The following is a 15,961-nucleotide window of genomic DNA, read 5'->3' on the forward strand; positions in this document are numbered from 1 at the left end:
GACTACTCGGCCCCTTGCGGCAACAACTCGCGCTTTTCACCCTGTAAGACTTTGACCTGCCCTTCCGTATCCACATCCACGACGGCAGTATCGCCATTCTTGATCCGACCGGAAAGAATTTCTTCAGCCAGGGAATCTTCTAGCAGGCGCATGATGGCACGACGCAGTGGGCGAGCACCATAAGCCGGATTGTAGCCTTCCTCCACCAGGCGATCCTTAAATCGCTCGGTTACTTCCAGGGTGATGCCCTGATCTTTCAGGCGGATGAAGACTTCCTTCAACATAATGTCGGCAATTTCCTTCACCTCGTCCTTGTTCAACTGGCGGAAGACGATAATCTCATCCAGACGGTTGAGGAATTCCGGGCGGAAGTACTGCTTCAATTCTTCATTGACGAGAGAACGGATGCGGTTGTACTGAGACTCGGCAGCATCACCCGCAGAGAACTCGAAGCCCAGACCACCACCTCCTTTCTCGATCACCTTCGAGCCGATGTTTGAGGTCATGATCAGCAGGGTATTTTTGAAATCAACTGTACGACCTTTGGCATCGGTGAGGCGACCGTCTTCCAGGATTTGCAGCAGCATGTTAAAGACGTCGGGGTGCGCCTTTTCAATTTCGTCAAAGAGAACAACGGTATAAGGACGCCGCCGAACAGCTTCGGTTAATTGCCCGCCTTCGTTGTAGCCGACGTAGCCGGGAGGTGAACCAATCAGCTTAGAAACCGTATGGCGTTCCATGTATTCTGACATATCCAGCCGAATCATGGCTTCTTCAGAACCGAAGAAATAAGCGGCTAGAGCCTTGGTTAACTCAGTTTTCCCAACCCCGGTGGGGCCGGAGAAGATGAAGCTGGCGATCGGTCGGTTGGGGTTCTTCAAACCAACTCGAGCCCGGCGAATAGCGCGAGATACTGCTTTCACCGCTTCTTCCTGACCAATCAGCCGCTGGTGCAGGGTGTCTTCCATGTGCAGCAGTTTCTCAGATTCGGATTCTGTCAGCTTATTGACCGGGACGCCAGTCCAGGAGGCCACGATTTGAGCGATGTCTTCTTCATCCACGACGGGAGAGGATTCTTCGCCTGTGCCTTCGTTCTTCTTACTTTGAGCGATCGCCCGGATTTCGGCTTTGATTTCCATCTCGCGATCGCGCAGTTCGCCCGCCCGGTCGAAGTTTTGAGAACGAACAGCGTCGTCCTTCTCCTTCAGCACCTGACGCAATTCCTTATCCAATTCCTTCGCGGCGGGAGGTAATTGGGAGTTGATCAGACGCACACGGGAACCAGCCTCATCGATCAGGTCGATGGCTTTGTCGGGCAGGTAACGGTCAGAAATGTAGCGATCAGATAATTTGGCAGCCGCTTCCAGAGCCTGATCGGATATCTTCAGCTTGTGGTGCTGCTCATAACGCTCCCGCAGACCCCGCAGAATTTCAATGGTTTCTTCAACGCTGGGTTCACCCACCATCACAGGTTGGAATCGACGTTCCAGAGCCGCATCGCGCTCAATGTGCTTGCGGTACTCATCCAGGGTGGTCGCTCCGATGCACTGAAGTTCCCCCCGTGCTAAAGCTGGTTTGAGAATGTTGGCAGCATCGATCGCCCCCTCAGCCGCCCCTGCACCAATCAGGGTATGAACCTCATCAATGACCAGGATGACGTTTCCGGCGGAGCGGATCTCATCCATGATTTTCTTCAGACGCTCTTCAAACTCACCCCGATACTTGGTGCCAGCAACCAGCAATCCAATGTCCAGTGTGACGACGCGCTTGTCCTCTAGAATGTCGGGTACGTCGTCATTAGCAATGCGTTGAGCCAGACCTTCAGCGATCGCGGTTTTGCCAACCCCTGGTTCGCCAATCAACACCGGGTTGTTTTTGGTGCGGCGACCCAGAATTTGAATTACCCGCTCAATTTCCTTCTGACGACCCACCACCGGGTCCAGCTTACCTTCGGCGGCCATCTGAGTCAGGTTAGAACCAAACTCATCCAGGGTAGGTGTCTTAGTACGCCCCTGGCTGCCACCGGAGGTGACCTCTGCCGTTTCACCCAGCATACGAATGACCTGGGTACGAACTTTGGAAAGATCAACCCCCAGGTTTTCCAGAACTCTGGCGGCAACCCCCTTCCCTTCCCGAATTAAACCCAGTAGTAGGTGTTCAGTTCCAATATAATTGTGTCCTAGCTGACGAGCCTCCTCCAGAGATAGCTCCAGAACTCGCTTGGCTCGGGGGGTAAACGGAATTTCAACCGCCACGAACCCAGAGCCCCGACCAATAATTTTTTCGACTTCGATCCGGGCGTCTTTGAGATTCACGCCCATAGACTTTAGTACTTTGGCGGCGACGCCGGTCCCTTCTCCAATCAGACCCAGAAGGATCTGCTCTGTACCCACAAAATTATGCCCAAGTCGGCGAGCTTCCTCCTGGGCAAGCATGATCACCTTGATGGCTTTTTCTGTAAAGCGTTCAAACATGGCGTGTTTCTGTAACCTGCTGCGTGCCGGTACTGCTGATTCTAGCATAGCGAAATTCCCTGTCTGCTCATATAGAGCCACAGGTAGATGCGCAATTACCGAACTTGCGGAAACAAGCCGTCCATGTGTTGGAAATTCCCCCGAGGGGAGATTGTTAACGGAAATGGTCTACTGAGTCAACCCTAATTTTTTAACAATTGCCCGATCCCAGTCCTGATCGAGTTGCCAGCCAGAGGTATGCAGGCGATCGCGAATAGTCTCCTGCCAATCCTGTAGATTTTGCAAAAACGCTGGGGATTGCAGCCCCCCCTGCCAAAGGACCAAGGCATCTTCCCCCGTATCCTGGTAGTACTTCTTTCGATGCCCAGCTTCTCGAAACCCAAACTTTTGATATAGGGAAAGGGCTGATTGATTAGAAATTCTAACTTCAAGGGTTGCCTGCTCCAATCCCTGAAGGTAAGCGGACCGCAGCAGAGCGTAGAACAAAGTCTGTCCCAACCCCTGCCGCTGGTATTCTGGAGCGATCCCCAAAAGGGTGATGTGGGCTTCTTCCAGGATAGCCCAGTAACAGCCAATTCCAAGGAGGGGGGGGAGGAGGGATGGGGCGGCTGGGGGATGGGGAGGAGGGATGGTTGGGGGCTGGTTGTTAGTTGTTAGAGAGGGGTGAGAAGAAGGGGCGGTGTTTCCACGCCTACCCTGAGTTGCGACGAATTCTTTCCCTGCTCTTAAGACCAGCAAAGCACTGTTGGGGCTGTCAAGCTCTCGCCTGTAACCATCTAGGGTCCAAAGCCCACCAAAGCACCGCTGGTCGAGTTCGATCGCGGCAGGTAGCAGGTCTTCAGTGAGAGGTTGAAGTGAGAGAAAAGTCACAAAAGGTTCAAGAATTCCAAAGGATAGACAGTCTGCAATTGTAAACTGGTAGATGACTCACGCCGATTGCAGTAGAGATTAAGGACGACGCAATGCTATCAACTTACGCTGTGGAGGTGCAAAATTCGGGGCGTCAGTATCTACCCGATTGCAAGCATGCCCAACCATCTCTTTCTCCAAATCAGCAACTTCTTCCGTTGACGGCGAGAGTCAACGCAGATGACCACCTGGAGATTGGAGGGTGTGATGTAGTTGACCTAGTTCGCAAGTTTGGTTCTCCTCTCTACATTTTAGATGAGGAAACATTGCGATCGGCGTGTCAACAGTATCGGCAGGCATTTGCCCGCTACTACCCTGGAGAAGCTCAGGTGTTGTATGCCTCGAAGGCGTGGAGTTGTCTGGCGGTGGTGGCGATCGCAGCCAGCGAAGGATTAGGAATTGACGTTGTCTCTGGTGGCGAAATTTACACTGCTCTCCAGGCTGGAGTCAGCCCCACTCAGCTCTATTTTCACGGTAATAACAAGTCCTTTGATGAACTACGGTTTGCTGTCGAGTCTGGCTGCAATATCGTTGTTGATAATTGGCATGAGTTGAAACTCCTGGTTAATCTGGCTCAGACGGCAGAACTTGGGGGGAGAACTCGAAACTCAAAACTTAGGACTCAAGACTCCCCTCACCCCTCACCCCTCACTCCTCCCTCCTGAATCCATTCAGGAGGGAGGAGTGAGAGTTGCTTTCCCAATTAAGGTGATGATTCGCCTGACGCCTGGAATTGAGTGCCACACTCATGAATACATCCGCACAGGACACCTAGATAGCAAATTTGGGTTTGACCCCAACCAGTTAGATGAGGTTTTTTGCTTTCCTCGGCCAGCAGCCAGGGATGAACTGTATCGGTCTTCATGCCCATATTGGTTCTCAAATCTTTGAACTTCAACCTCATCATGACCTCGGCGCAGTGATGGTCCAGTGGTTAAGTAAGGCTGCTCAGTATGGGCTCCCGGTGAAAGAACTGAATATTGGCGGTGGATTGGGTATCCGCTACACCGAGTCTGATGATCCTCCCAGTATTGAGGAGTGGGTTCGGGTTGTGGTGGAGTCTGTGAAAGTGGCATGTGAGGCACAACAGGTACCTTTACCCAAATTGTTGTGTGAACCGGGGCGATCGCTCATCGGTCCCGCCTGCGTAACTGCCTACAGCGTTGGTAGTCAAAAAATCGTTCCCGAAATCCGCACTTACCTTACTGTAGATGGCGGAATGTCTGACAATCCCCGTCCTATTACCTATCAATCACTCTATCGGGTAGTAGCGGCAAATCGCATGTCTGCCCCAATCACTGAAACGGTAACTATTGCCGGAAAGCATTGTGAATCAGGAGATATTCTGATTAAAGATGCTTCTTTACCCATCACTCATCCTGGAGATATTCTCGTTGTGATGGCAACGGGAGCTTACAATTACAGTATGTCCTCTAACTACAACCGCATACCGCGTCCGTCTGCTGTTCTGGTTAGAGAGGGAGAAGCAAATATCATTCTGCAACGAGAAACCTACCAAGACTTGATTCGGCAGGATCGTTTGCCAGAAAGACTGAAGCAGTCATGAATTAAGAATGATGGGTTTTGAATTTGAAACTATTTGTAGTTTAGATCTCCAAACTCATCACTCAGAACTCACCACTTTAGTAGAGGCTCAGGGTTAATCCAGATCAATGGGATATCTATGGAGGCAATGGCTGACAGACCCTGGCTGGATAGAATCCCTATTGCGTCTAATTTTGCAAAACCTCCGCTCATTCATTGACATCGGATTAGTACTAGCTGTCACCTACATGATGCTAGTGATTATTGGTGAGCGCAGAACACTGTGGATGGTGCGGGGGTTCATCATTCTCATGCTGGCAGCCGCCCTCAGCCGTCGGCTGGAACTGCACCTGTTGAGTTTTGTGCTCAGTAATCTGGTCATTGGCTCCGCAGTTGCCATGGCATTTATCCTGCAATCTGAGTTTCGCCGATTTCTGGAACAGTTGGGGCGGGGTCAGGTGCTGCAAATGTTCCAGTCATCCCGGCGAACCAGTCTAAAGTCAGGAAGCGTAACGGATGAAATTGTAGACGCGGTCAAGGAATTATCGCAAAATCGGACAGGAGCCTTGCTGATTTTGGAAACAGGTAGCCCAATTGATGAGCGAGATTTTTCCGTGCCAGGTGTAAAACTGGATGCAGAGGTTTCTAAGGAACTTCTCCAGACGATTTTCCAAACCACAACTTTATTACACGATGGTGCCGTTTTGATTCGAGATGGTCGGGTTGTAGCAGCCGGTGTGATTTTGCCCTTATCAGAGCGAACCGCCTCTCGCCAGTTGGGAACACGCCACCGGGCAGCCATGGGAATTACGGAGCGGGTAGAGAATTGTGTTTGTGTGGTGGTCTCAGAAGAAACGGGCTCAATTTCATTAGCTGAACGGGGAATTCTAAATCGTCCCTTAACCAGCAGCAAGCTAAAGGAATTGTTGGAGGCGCGGTTTTCTCAAACCGTTGATCGGGAACCTGTTGCCCCCGACTTTCGCAACCTGGGTCGTCAGATTGGGGAAAGGGGAAGAGCGATATTTTTACGCCTGCTGGGGCATTGGAAAAGGAAAAATTGAATACAAGACAGCAAAATTGGATACAAGACAATGGGTCGCTATTCGTGAGATGGTAGGAGGATCTTGAAAAACATTAAGCCTGGACAAAGAATTCGCAAGTCTGAAAGCAAAACCATTGACGCTACCAACAAAGCTAGCGTTAATGGCTTTGAAAGCGATCGGAAAGATTTGGCTTCTCGCTAAAGCGGGTTTTGCCACCTAAAAACCCATTTGGCATGCCAGCCAGAGCATGTATGCAGGGTGTTCTGTATGCCTGACTGCGTTATTCTGTTGCTGTTTGTGGGACTTTATCTGCCTTCTTTTCTTTGAGGTTCAATCGTCTGCTGCTTGGAAAAAAAAATGACTGCAAATTCAACTGTTTTGCAAGAGTTGCCTGCTGATCTTGTTCAAGAACGACTACCCAGACATGTTGCTGTAATTATGGATGGTAATGGTCGCTGGGCAAAGCAGCGAGGAATGCCAAGAGTTATGGGCCATCGCCGCGGGGTTGATGTTCTAAAAGATTTGCTGCGTTGTTGTCGGGATTGGGGAATCGAAGCCTTGACTGCCTATGCTTTTTCAACCGAAAACTGGGGTCGTCCTTTGGAGGAAGTGGAATTTTTGATGACTCTGTTTGAGCGGGTGCTGCGGCAGGAACTGCGGGAAATGATTCAGGAGGATGTGCGCATCCGGTTTGTGGGAAATCTCCATGCGCTGCCGAATTCGCTGCGAGAAGAGATTGAGCGATCGGTCGCAGCGACTGAAAATAATCAGGGCATTCAGTTTACGGTGGCTACTAATTATGGGGGACGGCAGGAAATTGTGCAGGCGTGCCGGGCGATCGCGACTAAGGTTGAGCAGGGACTACTCCAACCTGACCAGATTGATGAGGCTCTGTTTGAGCGCCATCTATATACAACTGGGAGCTGCGACCCTGATCTACTGATCCGCACAAGCGGAGAGATGCGAATCAGTAACTTTTTTGCTGTGGCAAATGGCCTATTCCGAAATTTACGTGACGGATACTCTCTGGCCCGATTTTGATCGCAAGGAATTTCATCAGGCACTCTGCGCCTACCAGCAACGGGAAAGACGATTTGGCAAGTTGTAGAAGGAAAGGAGTTAGGAGGCAGGAGGCAGGAGTCGGGAGGCAGGAGGCAGGAGGCAGGAGGCAGGAGGGGGTGGATGAGTGGGAGAGTGGATGGATGGAGAAGTGAATGAGCAACCCATCTACCCATTTACCCATCTATGCCCCCTCACCTAACTAACAACCAACAACTCCTCAAGGTCCTGAAAAAACAGCATCTTCAATATCTTTCCGGCTGAGGGAGTATTTGAAGGCTCGCTGGATGATGGGCTGATTGGGTTGTTCAGAAGAAGGGGGTATTGGTCTTGAAATTAAAGTAGCGAACGGTTAGCTGATCAATATCCAGACACAGTTCTGCATTCCAATCGGGACGTTCGATTCGCCAGCAGTGCAACTCTGTTTTGTCCTGAACACATCCCTGACTTACCAGCCATCGCTCAATATCGGGCAGGGGGTGGTTGTATAGTGGGGTTTCGGGAGGAGGAAGTGCCATGCGATCACAACCAGGTAGAAAATCAATCAGAGCAAGCCGGAGTAGTAATAGAATTGGCTGGGTGGGATGGTGAATATTTATTAGCTGTATTAGCTGCGGCTGGAGCGATGGCTTTTTGATCTAAAGGTTTAGCATCTGTGACTTGTGCAGGAAGATCTTGAGCCATGACAGGTTGAAGTACTGTTTCTCCACGCGTAATCCCAATTGCAATAGCCAGGACTAAGCAGGCTATAAATGTGATTCCCAGGATAAAGAGAGCAAACAATTCTCCTGGAGAGAGGGGACGATCAGTCGGGTCCAGATAGGCGGAGGAATACTGAGGGCGGGATTGGGCAGAGGCTTGCCGCAAATTTGGTAAAGGATGAACCCCAGGAATCCGGGAGTAACCGATTTTTTGGTCATATTTGAAGCGGCGCTCTGGATTGCTGAGGGTGGCGTAGGCTTCGTTCAATTCCTGAAACTTGCTAGTGGCGATCGCAGCAGGCAAGGAAGTGGTATCTGGATGATAAAGCTTGCTCAGTTCTCGATAAGCTTGCCGAATCTCCTGCGCTGACGCACTGGGGTGAACTCCCAGCAGCCCGTAATAACTGGAAGAAACGATTTTTTGATACAGGTTTTTCTGCTCGCCGTTGTTTGGCGTTGATTTACCTTGAGTCACGCAGAATCCTGCCCTTCTTAACACCTTAATCGGATTTAACCCGCTTCAGATATTGTAACCGGGCGGATAGCAGATAGGCGATAGGCATAGGCAGCAGACAACAGGAGTGCATGAATGATGGAGTGGGTCAGGTAGCAGGTGTCCCATTTCTTTTCTTCTCTGCTTGAGCAAAAACTAACCCGCAAATCCCGGCTAACAGAAGCCAACCCAGTAGATTGATACGAACGTCAAACAGGGTGATGTCCAACAGGCTAAACAGCGTACAGCCCAGAAAGGCTGTCAGATAAGTAAAGAGGATCAGGCGATCGCGGCTGTCTTGTAATGGGGTAGGGGGTAGGAAATTCTCGATAGTAACGAAGGCCTTCCAGTGATAGAGAAGGGAAACACCCTGAAACACCACCCCGCCCACCAGAGCCAACAGCAACAGAGTGGCTGGAAGCCCAGTTTCAGCCGCCAGCATCAGCAGCAGGTTGTGGGGATGACCAATGAAAAACTGCATTTGCGACTGATAGAGTGGGCTGAAATTTCGTAGCCCCCATCCCAGCCAGGGACGTTGCTGTGCCAGGGACCAAGCAAATTTCCACTGGGTTGTACGCAACTCTGCAAAGGGGCGATTTGGATAGAGCTGGTCGGTTAACCTGGCCCAAAAGAATGCAGGAACGATCGCCCTCAATCCCTCTCGCAGAGGCGAAGGTGCAAACGCCGCTCCCAAAATGCTCCCGGCTACAATGGCAACTCCTGTCAACAACCAGCGCCAGCCCAGGTAAAGGGCAAAAGCAAGACAGGCCAGAATTGCAACGGCCCAGGCATTTCGGGAATTGGTGAAAACGAGGGCGATCGCGTTGCCAGCCAGCGCCAGAGCGAGGACGATGCGGAGATGGGGAATGGGGAACGGGGAACGGAGAATGGTAGAGGAGAAATGGCTGATTTCCAGATCTTTTTGTTTCCCTGAAGCTGATTGGGGACTGAGGCTGGCTTCGATAAGAAGACCCAAGTTCAAAATCAAGCTAACGACTAGAAAACTGGCCAAAACGTTGGCGTAGAAGAAGATTGACGCCATTCGACCGGGAGGACTGCCACCAGGGGCGATCGTCCAGGTCACAATACTGCCAAAGACCTGCACCTGTCCGGCCCAGCCCCAAAACTGCTGCCCAAAGCCAATCAGGACAACAGGAACTGAGCTGGCGACCAGGATATAGGCGATTCTGCGCAACTGGTTGGGGGTTTGAATCAGTTCACTCAGAGCAGCAAAAACAATGAAAAAGGGTAGAAAGTTAGCCAAACCCAACCATGCATCTGGTGGGTGGTAAGCCAGGATGGCACTCAATATCATGAGCAATCCAACACCCAAAAGCCCCCAATTAACGGGTCGGTGAGCAATGGACTTGAACCGGAGCTTTAGCAGAATTAGCGAAATCAAAGAAATCGCCACACTGCCCAGCAGGGAACTAAATGGCAATAACAGCACAGCTAATTGGGTGCCTTCCCAAAAGGGTTGTAGCGAGGAATCAGGATGGCGCGGGGATCGGATCAGCCGTTTCAAGTTCAATAAGCAGGTTCAAAACACTCAGAGCGAGTCATGCGAATTTGAGCCAGGGCATAAATGATGGGAATGATACGTCCGTAGTTAGTCGCGATCGCCCGCCACCCCAGATCGGCAAAAAACCAGACCCACAAAGCCGGACCCAGTACAGCAAAGAAACCTCGTACCATTGCATAACGAGCGGCGCTCACAGCCATTCCCCGACGAGCCATCTGAAGGGCAACATAGTGCTGAAACTGATTAGCTGCCACTGTTCCACCCAGGGCTATGGCCTGCTGAGCAGCCTGGTAACTGGCAAATTGAATGGCGAACTGGCGGGCAATATGCTGAAGCAAAATTGGACGCAACACAGAAGTAACGGCCAGGGCGCTGCTACCCTTCACAAGCAAGCTTAATGGATCCTGTTGCAGGGCAGAAGGTAACTGGGGCAGAATTTGCGAATGGGTCAGAGATCGCTGCAACCGCACTCTCAATGCCCCCTGTTCTGAAGCAGGCAACTGTTTCCAGGCACGGGCCAGTAGATTCAGGAAAACTTCTGCTTCTAGATCGGTGGTGGACATTGAACTGCGATAGGGCAACTTCAGATAGCGACAGACCTGGATTAAAATCTGACGATAGGAAAGCTGCCCTGTTCTGCGACTTAAAACAGTAACCCCATCGGCTGCCAAAAACCGAAATCGCTGCTCAATTGCTTTAATCCAATCCTCTCGCTCCTGACTTTGAACTTCGATTGGATCTGGAGTGTTGACATAGTCGAGGGGATTAAACTTTCGGCGGAAAAGAATCTCCGTCAGGTCCCGCAACTCATCATCAGTTGCTAACTCAAGCGCAGTCCTTAACTCATCCACCGCTAACTCTCCTCACCTACTGCGATTTCATTCCCACATTCTACTAAATAGACGTGGGAGATGAAGGGAATTGCAGGAATTAATTTAATTAGGAAAGAGTTAACCCATCTTTTGAGTTGAGGAGAGTGCATGAATAGCGTTTGCCATCAGTGCCATCGCAATTAAGACCATTCCAGCGGCCTCGGTGATGCCCGGTGTTTCCCCCAACTGCCACCAGGCAGCCATAACGCCAACTACCGGGTTGAGCAAAACCCCAAGCCCAGCAGTGCCAGCCGGTAAACGGTTGAGGATTAATAGCCACAGTAAGGTTGCGATCGCCGTTCCCGGAATGATGTTGTAAATCAGTGTTGTAAATCAGTGCGAAAATAAATGGGGCAGACCAAACGACTGGGGTAGCAGGCTTTAACAGGGCTACCGGAATCATCACCATTGCCCCCGCAACCATCTGCCAGGAGGTAAACGACAACAGGTCCAGATCCACCGTTTGCCTCACGCGCTTGGCAACCACGGCCCCGCCCGCCCAGCTAACCCCTGCCAGCACAGCCAGTATCTTACTCGCAGGGGTTCCAGCCAAATTGAAGGGATCCAGAATCAGCAACATCCCGGCCACACTCAACCCGATCGCAAACCACTGCATGCCACGAATTCGCTCCCCCAGAAATATCCAGGCGAAAATCAAAGTCCAAATTGGCATGACATAAACCAGGACTGACGTTTTCCCAGCTCCGCCGCTGACTAGTGCCCAGGTTGCCAGTCCGTAAACTCCTGCAATTTGCAGCACACCCGCCCAAAAGGTTCCCTTAATTTCTCTAGGAGCCAAGGGCTTTCGCAACCAGATCATTGCCAGAAAGAGGCTAACGGCTCCCAACCCAATCCGCATGGCCGAAAAGGTGAAAGGAGGGGCGTACTGCACGGCAATTTTCATTTGTACCCAGTTGTACCCCCAAATGAGGGCAAGCAAGAGCAGGGCTGCGATCGCAGAACGCAACTTAAGATTGCTGATTAACGATCAATCACATCTCCTGGCAAAGATACACTGTAGAGATCCTGGTGTTGCAAACACTAGATTTTGCAACATGAGGGCGTGGGGGTTTCGCCCTTAGAAGGGGGAGAAACCCCCTCCACCCCCTTCAAAACTTTTGTTTTGATCTACTAGCACTTTTCCGCAGTTTTGCATTAAAGGGTTTCTAACCATCTCCCTCTCCCCTCATCCAGCATTCCCATCATGCCTAGCAAATGGTCTACACTCTCCAGGTTTCCCACAACCCGGCGCACTGGAAGAGGATAAACTCTGACCAAAGTTGGGGTCGCCGAAATTTGATCCTGCTCTGCCAGCTCAGGATGCTGAGTTACATCAATTACCTTGAGCGTATAGGGATGGCTGAGAGACTTCTCCAGAAACTGATAGAGGTTTTGCAGAATGCGTTCTGTTCCTGTACTGGAACCTGATACAAACAATCGAAACACATAGCCCTGTGGAGGTTCCGTGGTTCGGGACAAGGCTCGGTGTAAAGGTATAGACATTATTGGATCGGTAGGTATCGGAGTCGCTGTCACTGCCCCTGTTACCTCCCCAAAATGTTTGGGCCGAGTTTGACTGCATTGGACAATCAGGTCATGGGTTTCCCAAAGCTGTGGAAATTGGTTGCGATAAACCGAGAGTACAGCCGGGTCACACAGCCCCTCCTGTGGCGAGGTAGGATGCCACACCAGATTGCCCGTACCAAATATTTGATTAAGAAGCGGCTGATATCTCAAAATGGCTGGAGCTGCCTCAGCAAAGGTTTGAACTTGACTGGAATAGGGAGCAAGCCACCGATCAACCGTAGCGGTGTAGCAGGGTACCAAAAAATGAGGTGGCTCTGATAGCCCTAAAATATCTCGCAGCATCATGCAAAGATGCAGATGCCAACGGTTTTGCTTGTTTGGATCAGAGCAGTAAACCAGATCTCCCGCCGGGGTAAAGAGGGCAATTCCCTTAAATAATTCCGGAGAGCTTTTTGAAAGAGGGTCCACAGGTTTTCCCCTGATCTCGATTACACACGACCTCTGAGTGCTTGAGCCATTTCGTTTGGTTTGGGCGACATCTCTAGTGCGGTTTCTTCAGTGATTCGCCCAGCTTCGTAAAGCTTATAAAGCGACTGATTCATCGTACACATGCCATCAAATGTGCATCTGGGAATAATCTGTTCAATTTCCTCGATTTCACCGCGGCGGATGTAGTCCTTGATGGCATCAGTATTGATCATAATGTCATGGAAAGCTGCCCGCTTGCCATCCGTTGTCCGACAAAGCCCCTGAGCAACCACAGCAACTAGAGACTCGGCCAGAGAGACTCGCATCGGTGCTTGCTGTTCAGGTTCATAGAGTTGCAAAATTCGTTCGATCGTTTTCACCGCACTATTGGTGTGTAGCGTACCCATCACAAGGTGCCCGGTTTGAGCGGCTTTAAGAGCGGTATTTACAGTTTCCTTATCCCGCATCTCACCCACCAGAATGATGTCGGGATCTTCCCGCAAGGCTGCTTTCAAAGCGTTGTCAAACTTGCGGGTGTGCATTCCCACTTCACGGTGTTTGATCAGTGCTTTTTTGCTGGTATGGACGAACTCAATCGGATCTTCGATCGTAATGATGTGCTTCGGCATTTCGTTATTGATGTAGTCAATCATCGCTGCCAAAGTGGTAGATTTACCCGAACCTGTCGGGCCGGTAATCAGGATCAATCCCTTGTGGTAGTGACAAATATCCTTGAAAACGGGCGGCAGGTTGAGTTGCTCAAGGGTGAGAATCTTGAGGGGGATGAGGCGTAAAACCATTGACGGACCACGCAGCGAGTCGAAGATGTTGATCCTGACACGGGCAAAGTCATACTGGGTAGCGCCATCAAAGTCTAGATTTTCCTCGAATCTGCGAATTTCTTCATCGCTGAGGATTTCGTGTAACCAGCTATAAAAGGTTTCCCGATCAGTGACGGGCCAATCGGTGGGGTCGATTTCGCCCCGGTTGCGGTAGCGAGGAACTTCACCCACTCCTACATGGACATCTGAATAACCTTTGTCAAAGGCATGCTTGACAATTTCCGCCAGGGTTGGAGAACCATTGCCAGGTCCGCGAGGAACACCTGGAATGGAGGGTGGGGTAGGACGATGGACCGCTGGATGAGCTGGAGGAGCCGCGGGGGGCGGAGTGATGGTTGTATGGGTGGGCGCTTGGGAAGGAGCCGCGGGGGGAGCCACTACGGTTGGAATGCCTGAACCAACAGGTTGGACCGAAACCATAGTGGGAATGCTTGCAGCAGGCGACATAGCGGTTGTCGCTCCGTTCGCTGTGCCTCTAGCAGGTGGTGGGGGTGCAGGTGGAACACGGGGTGGCGGGGGAGGCGAACTGGGCGGACGCTGTTGTTCTGTCATATGCTACTTATCTACACGTCTAGGAGAGGTGAGGCCTGCCAATTCCAGTAAAGTTCGTTAGAGTTTGTTGAATTGCCTGTAATGGTTCTGCGCAATGGATAAGCGAAGGATAGTTGGATCATGACTTGACGAGTAGCATGGTGGTAAATCCCCCATCAGGCAGTGGTAAATTTCCTGATCCTTACGTCTTTACTAAGATAGCAAACGCCTCTTTATAGTGCAGTCTTCCCAAAAGGGTGCTCTTTTTATCAGATGGAGTTGTTAGTTGTTAGTTAGGGGAGGGGTAGATGGATGGATGCGGGGTGGGGACAGTGCCTTTCTGCTAATGGAAAATGGAAGGTGAAGGGGGAATGTGAAGGAGTAAAGGAATATGAGTCAGACGGAAGGTTGGTATATCGTGAAGCGAGAGAATGGGCAATGTGCAGTGGTAACTGGGGCTCAGGTTGAGGAGTTAAAAACTGAAGATGCCTCCAACCTGGAGCAATGGGGACCTTATGCCTCTCAGGAAGAGGCGATCGCTCGACGAGTGGGGCTAATTCGTGCTGGAAAATGCCAGCCGGCTTAGGGCAAAAAGCGTGTTGATCGCTCTTTCTTAACTTTTGCTATCAGTTCTTCTGGGAGTCTGCTGGGCTTTGATTTGTTGGGTGAGAATGTCGAGCGCTTTCGCGTACTGAGGATCGGCGGTAGTACCAATTTTGTCGCGATTGGTGCTCAGATCTTTTCGTTGTTCATCGGTGAGTTTGACTTCTACATCGGGGTCGATACCATGTTTGTTAATGTCTCGACCGCTGGGAGTCAGGTATTTGGCGATCGTCACTGCCAGACCGGCACAGTTTTTGGAACTGGGAGTGGCACAATCCACACTGCGGACGGACTGCACTAAACCTTTGCCAAAGGTTTTGGTGCCTACTAGCACTGCCCGTTTGTTGTCCTGTAAGGCCCCGGAAAGAATTTCACTGGCACTGGCAGAACCGCCATCCACCAGAACTACCAAGGGTTTATCAGTCAGGGCGCGATTGTTTGCCCGTTCCCGTTCTTGTTCACCTTTGCGATCAACTGTAGAGACGATCGCCCCCTCCTTGAGCCACATGCGAGCAATGTCAATACTGGTATAAAGCAGGCCACCAGGATTAGAGCGCAAATCCAGAATATAGCCGCTCACCTGCTGGTTTTCTAGCTTTTGAATCGCATTCCGCATTTCCTGAGGTGCATTCTGGCTGAACTGAATCAGACGAATATAACCAACGCCGCCGGTGGGAGTCTTCTGATAGCTGTAGCGTACTGGATGAATTTCAATACGTGCCCGCTTGAGATTAAATTCAAGCTGCTTGTTTCCTCGCAGGATCGTGAGCTTAACTAGAGTTCCTGGTTGCCCCCGAATCAGTTTCACCGCCTGATCAACCGGCATACCTTCTGTACTCTTGTCATCGATATGAGAAATGATGTCTTTGGCTAAAATTCCGGCTTTGGAGGCAGGAGAGTCTTCTATAGGAGCAATAACAGTCAATTTCTTTGTTTTTTCATCTGCGGCCAGTTGAATTCCAACTCCGGTTAGTTCACCGGAGGTGTCAATTTGCATATTTCTGAACTCATCCGGGTCCATGAAGCGAGTGTAGGGATCGTTGAGCTTTTTGAGCATCTCCCGGATGGCCTTGTAAGCCTCTTCCTTACTAGTGTAGGAACGGTTCAAATACTCCTTGCGGACTGTCTTCCAATCTACCTGGTTAAAGGTGCCATCAACATACTGCTGATCGATAATCTGCCAGACTTCATCCACAAGTTCCTTCGGGCTTTCACTGAAGAAGGCCTGCCCCGCAGATAGATGAAGCCCAGCTCCAGTAATGGTCACAGCGCTAACGGCAGCGGCGGTTGCGCCTAGAACAAGCCCACGTTTTGTGATTGTCATAGTCTTGAGCCGAAGGAAAAACTGCAAGAGATTATGCCCAATCTAGCA

At 50.8% G+C, this 15,961-nt stretch carries 17 protein-coding genes; 6 read left to right on the forward strand and 11 right to left on the reverse strand.

Going from position 1 to position 15,961, the window contains the following annotated elements; all coding sequences use genetic code 11:
- Positions 1 to 2 precede the first annotated feature (2 nt).
- Together P4D80_RS17635 and rimI are read right to left on the reverse strand one after the other, a co-directional pair.
- Positions 3 to 2,474: an ATP-dependent Clp protease ATP-binding subunit gene (locus P4D80_RS17635; protein ID WP_421659558.1), complete on the reverse strand. Its 2,472-nt coding sequence runs from the start codon at positions 2,472 to 2,474 to the stop codon at positions 3 to 5.
- Positions 2,475 to 2,642: 168 nt separating this feature from the next.
- Positions 2,643 to 3,344 carry a ribosomal protein S18-alanine N-acetyltransferase gene (gene rimI, locus P4D80_RS17640; protein ID WP_421655317.1) on the reverse strand — a complete coding sequence of 234 codons (702 nt, stop codon included), beginning with the start codon at positions 3,342 to 3,344 and terminating at the stop codon, positions 2,643 to 2,645.
- Between the two features lie 92 nt (positions 3,345 to 3,436).
- On the opposite strand from rimI, the gene P4D80_RS17645 reads away from it, so the two are divergent.
- The 5 genes from P4D80_RS17645 to P4D80_RS17665 all read left to right on the forward strand — a co-directional run bounded on the left by P4D80_RS17645 (position 3,437) and on the right by P4D80_RS17665 (position 7,079).
- On the forward strand, positions 3,437 to 4,048 hold the full coding sequence (locus P4D80_RS17645) for a diaminopimelate decarboxylase family protein (protein WP_421655318.1): 612 nt from the start codon (positions 3,437 to 3,439) through the stop codon (positions 4,046 to 4,048).
- A gap of 179 nt (positions 4,049 to 4,227) precedes the next feature.
- Positions 4,228 to 4,950 carry a diaminopimelate decarboxylase family protein gene (locus P4D80_RS17650; RefSeq protein WP_421655319.1) on the forward strand — a complete coding sequence of 241 codons (723 nt, stop codon included), beginning with the start codon at positions 4,228 to 4,230 and terminating at the stop codon, positions 4,948 to 4,950.
- Between the two features lie 106 nt (positions 4,951 to 5,056).
- On the forward strand, positions 5,057 to 5,989 hold the full coding sequence (gene cdaA, locus P4D80_RS17655; RefSeq protein WP_421655320.1) for a diadenylate cyclase CdaA: 933 nt from the start codon (positions 5,057 to 5,059) through the stop codon (positions 5,987 to 5,989).
- Between the two features lie 339 nt (positions 5,990 to 6,328).
- Positions 6,329 to 7,012, forward strand: coding sequence for a polyprenyl diphosphate synthase (gene uppS, locus P4D80_RS17660; RefSeq protein WP_421655321.1), 684 nt, complete (start codon positions 6,329 to 6,331; stop codon positions 7,010 to 7,012).
- Positions 6,963 to 7,079 carry an undecaprenyl diphosphate synthase family protein gene (locus tag P4D80_RS17665; protein WP_421655322.1) on the forward strand — a complete coding sequence of 39 codons (117 nt, stop codon included), beginning with the start codon at positions 6,963 to 6,965 and terminating at the stop codon, positions 7,077 to 7,079. The genes uppS and P4D80_RS17665 overlap by 50 nt, the downstream gene beginning before the upstream one ends.
- A 171-nt stretch (positions 7,080 to 7,250) precedes the next feature.
- Here the strand turns inward: P4D80_RS17665 and P4D80_RS17670 are convergent, their stop codons facing one another.
- The 8 genes from P4D80_RS17670 to P4D80_RS17705 form a co-directional block, all read right to left on the reverse strand.
- Complete coding sequence (locus P4D80_RS17670; RefSeq protein WP_421659559.1) at positions 7,251 to 7,367, reverse strand: DUF3143 domain-containing protein; 117 nt, start codon at positions 7,365 to 7,367, stop codon at positions 7,251 to 7,253.
- A complete protein-coding gene (locus tag P4D80_RS17675) occupies positions 7,339 to 7,548 on the reverse strand; it encodes a DUF3143 domain-containing protein (RefSeq protein ID WP_421655323.1) in 210 nt (69 codons plus the stop codon). The genes P4D80_RS17670 and P4D80_RS17675 overlap by 29 nt, the downstream gene beginning before the upstream one ends.
- Positions 7,549 to 7,570: 22 nt before the next feature.
- Complete coding sequence (locus tag P4D80_RS17680; protein WP_421655324.1) at positions 7,571 to 8,206, reverse strand: J domain-containing protein; 636 nt, start codon at positions 8,204 to 8,206, stop codon at positions 7,571 to 7,573.
- 127 nt (positions 8,207 to 8,333) lie between these two features.
- A complete protein-coding gene (locus tag P4D80_RS17685; protein WP_421655325.1) occupies positions 8,334 to 9,749 on the reverse strand; it encodes an O-antigen ligase family protein in 1,416 nt (471 codons plus the stop codon).
- Between the two features lie 2 nt (positions 9,750 to 9,751).
- On the reverse strand, positions 9,752 to 10,597 hold the full coding sequence (locus tag P4D80_RS17690) for a YaaW family protein (RefSeq protein WP_421655326.1): 846 nt from the start codon (positions 10,595 to 10,597) through the stop codon (positions 9,752 to 9,754).
- A gap of 88 nt (positions 10,598 to 10,685) precedes the next feature.
- Positions 10,686 to 11,585: a DMT family transporter gene (locus P4D80_RS17695; protein WP_421655327.1), complete on the reverse strand. Its 900-nt coding sequence runs from the start codon at positions 11,583 to 11,585 to the stop codon at positions 10,686 to 10,688.
- 188 nt (positions 11,586 to 11,773) lie between these two features.
- Complete coding sequence (locus P4D80_RS17700; RefSeq protein ID WP_421655328.1) at positions 11,774 to 12,613, reverse strand: circadian clock KaiB family protein; 840 nt, start codon at positions 12,611 to 12,613, stop codon at positions 11,774 to 11,776.
- Between the two features lie 20 nt (positions 12,614 to 12,633).
- Positions 12,634 to 14,007 carry a type IV pilus twitching motility protein PilT gene (locus P4D80_RS17705; RefSeq protein ID WP_421655329.1) on the reverse strand — a complete coding sequence of 458 codons (1,374 nt, stop codon included), beginning with the start codon at positions 14,005 to 14,007 and terminating at the stop codon, positions 12,634 to 12,636.
- A 370-nt stretch (positions 14,008 to 14,377) separates the two neighbouring features.
- Between P4D80_RS17705 and P4D80_RS17710 the strand changes: the two genes are divergently transcribed.
- Entirely contained in the window at positions 14,378 to 14,572 is a 195-nt protein-coding gene (locus P4D80_RS17710; RefSeq protein ID WP_421655330.1) for a hypothetical protein, read from the forward strand.
- 27 nt (positions 14,573 to 14,599) lie between these two features.
- Here P4D80_RS17710 and ctpC read toward each other — a convergent pair whose 3' ends face one another.
- Positions 14,600 to 15,913, reverse strand: coding sequence for a carboxyl-terminal processing protease CtpC (gene ctpC / locus P4D80_RS17715; RefSeq protein WP_421655331.1), 1,314 nt, complete (start codon positions 15,911 to 15,913; stop codon positions 14,600 to 14,602).
- Between the last annotated feature and the right edge of the window lie 48 nt (positions 15,914 to 15,961).

The sequence above is a fragment of the Leptothermofonsia sp. ETS-13 genome (assembly GCF_049200465.1).
Taxonomy (GTDB): domain Bacteria; phylum Cyanobacteriota; class Cyanobacteriia; order Leptolyngbyales; family Leptolyngbyaceae; genus Leptothermofonsia.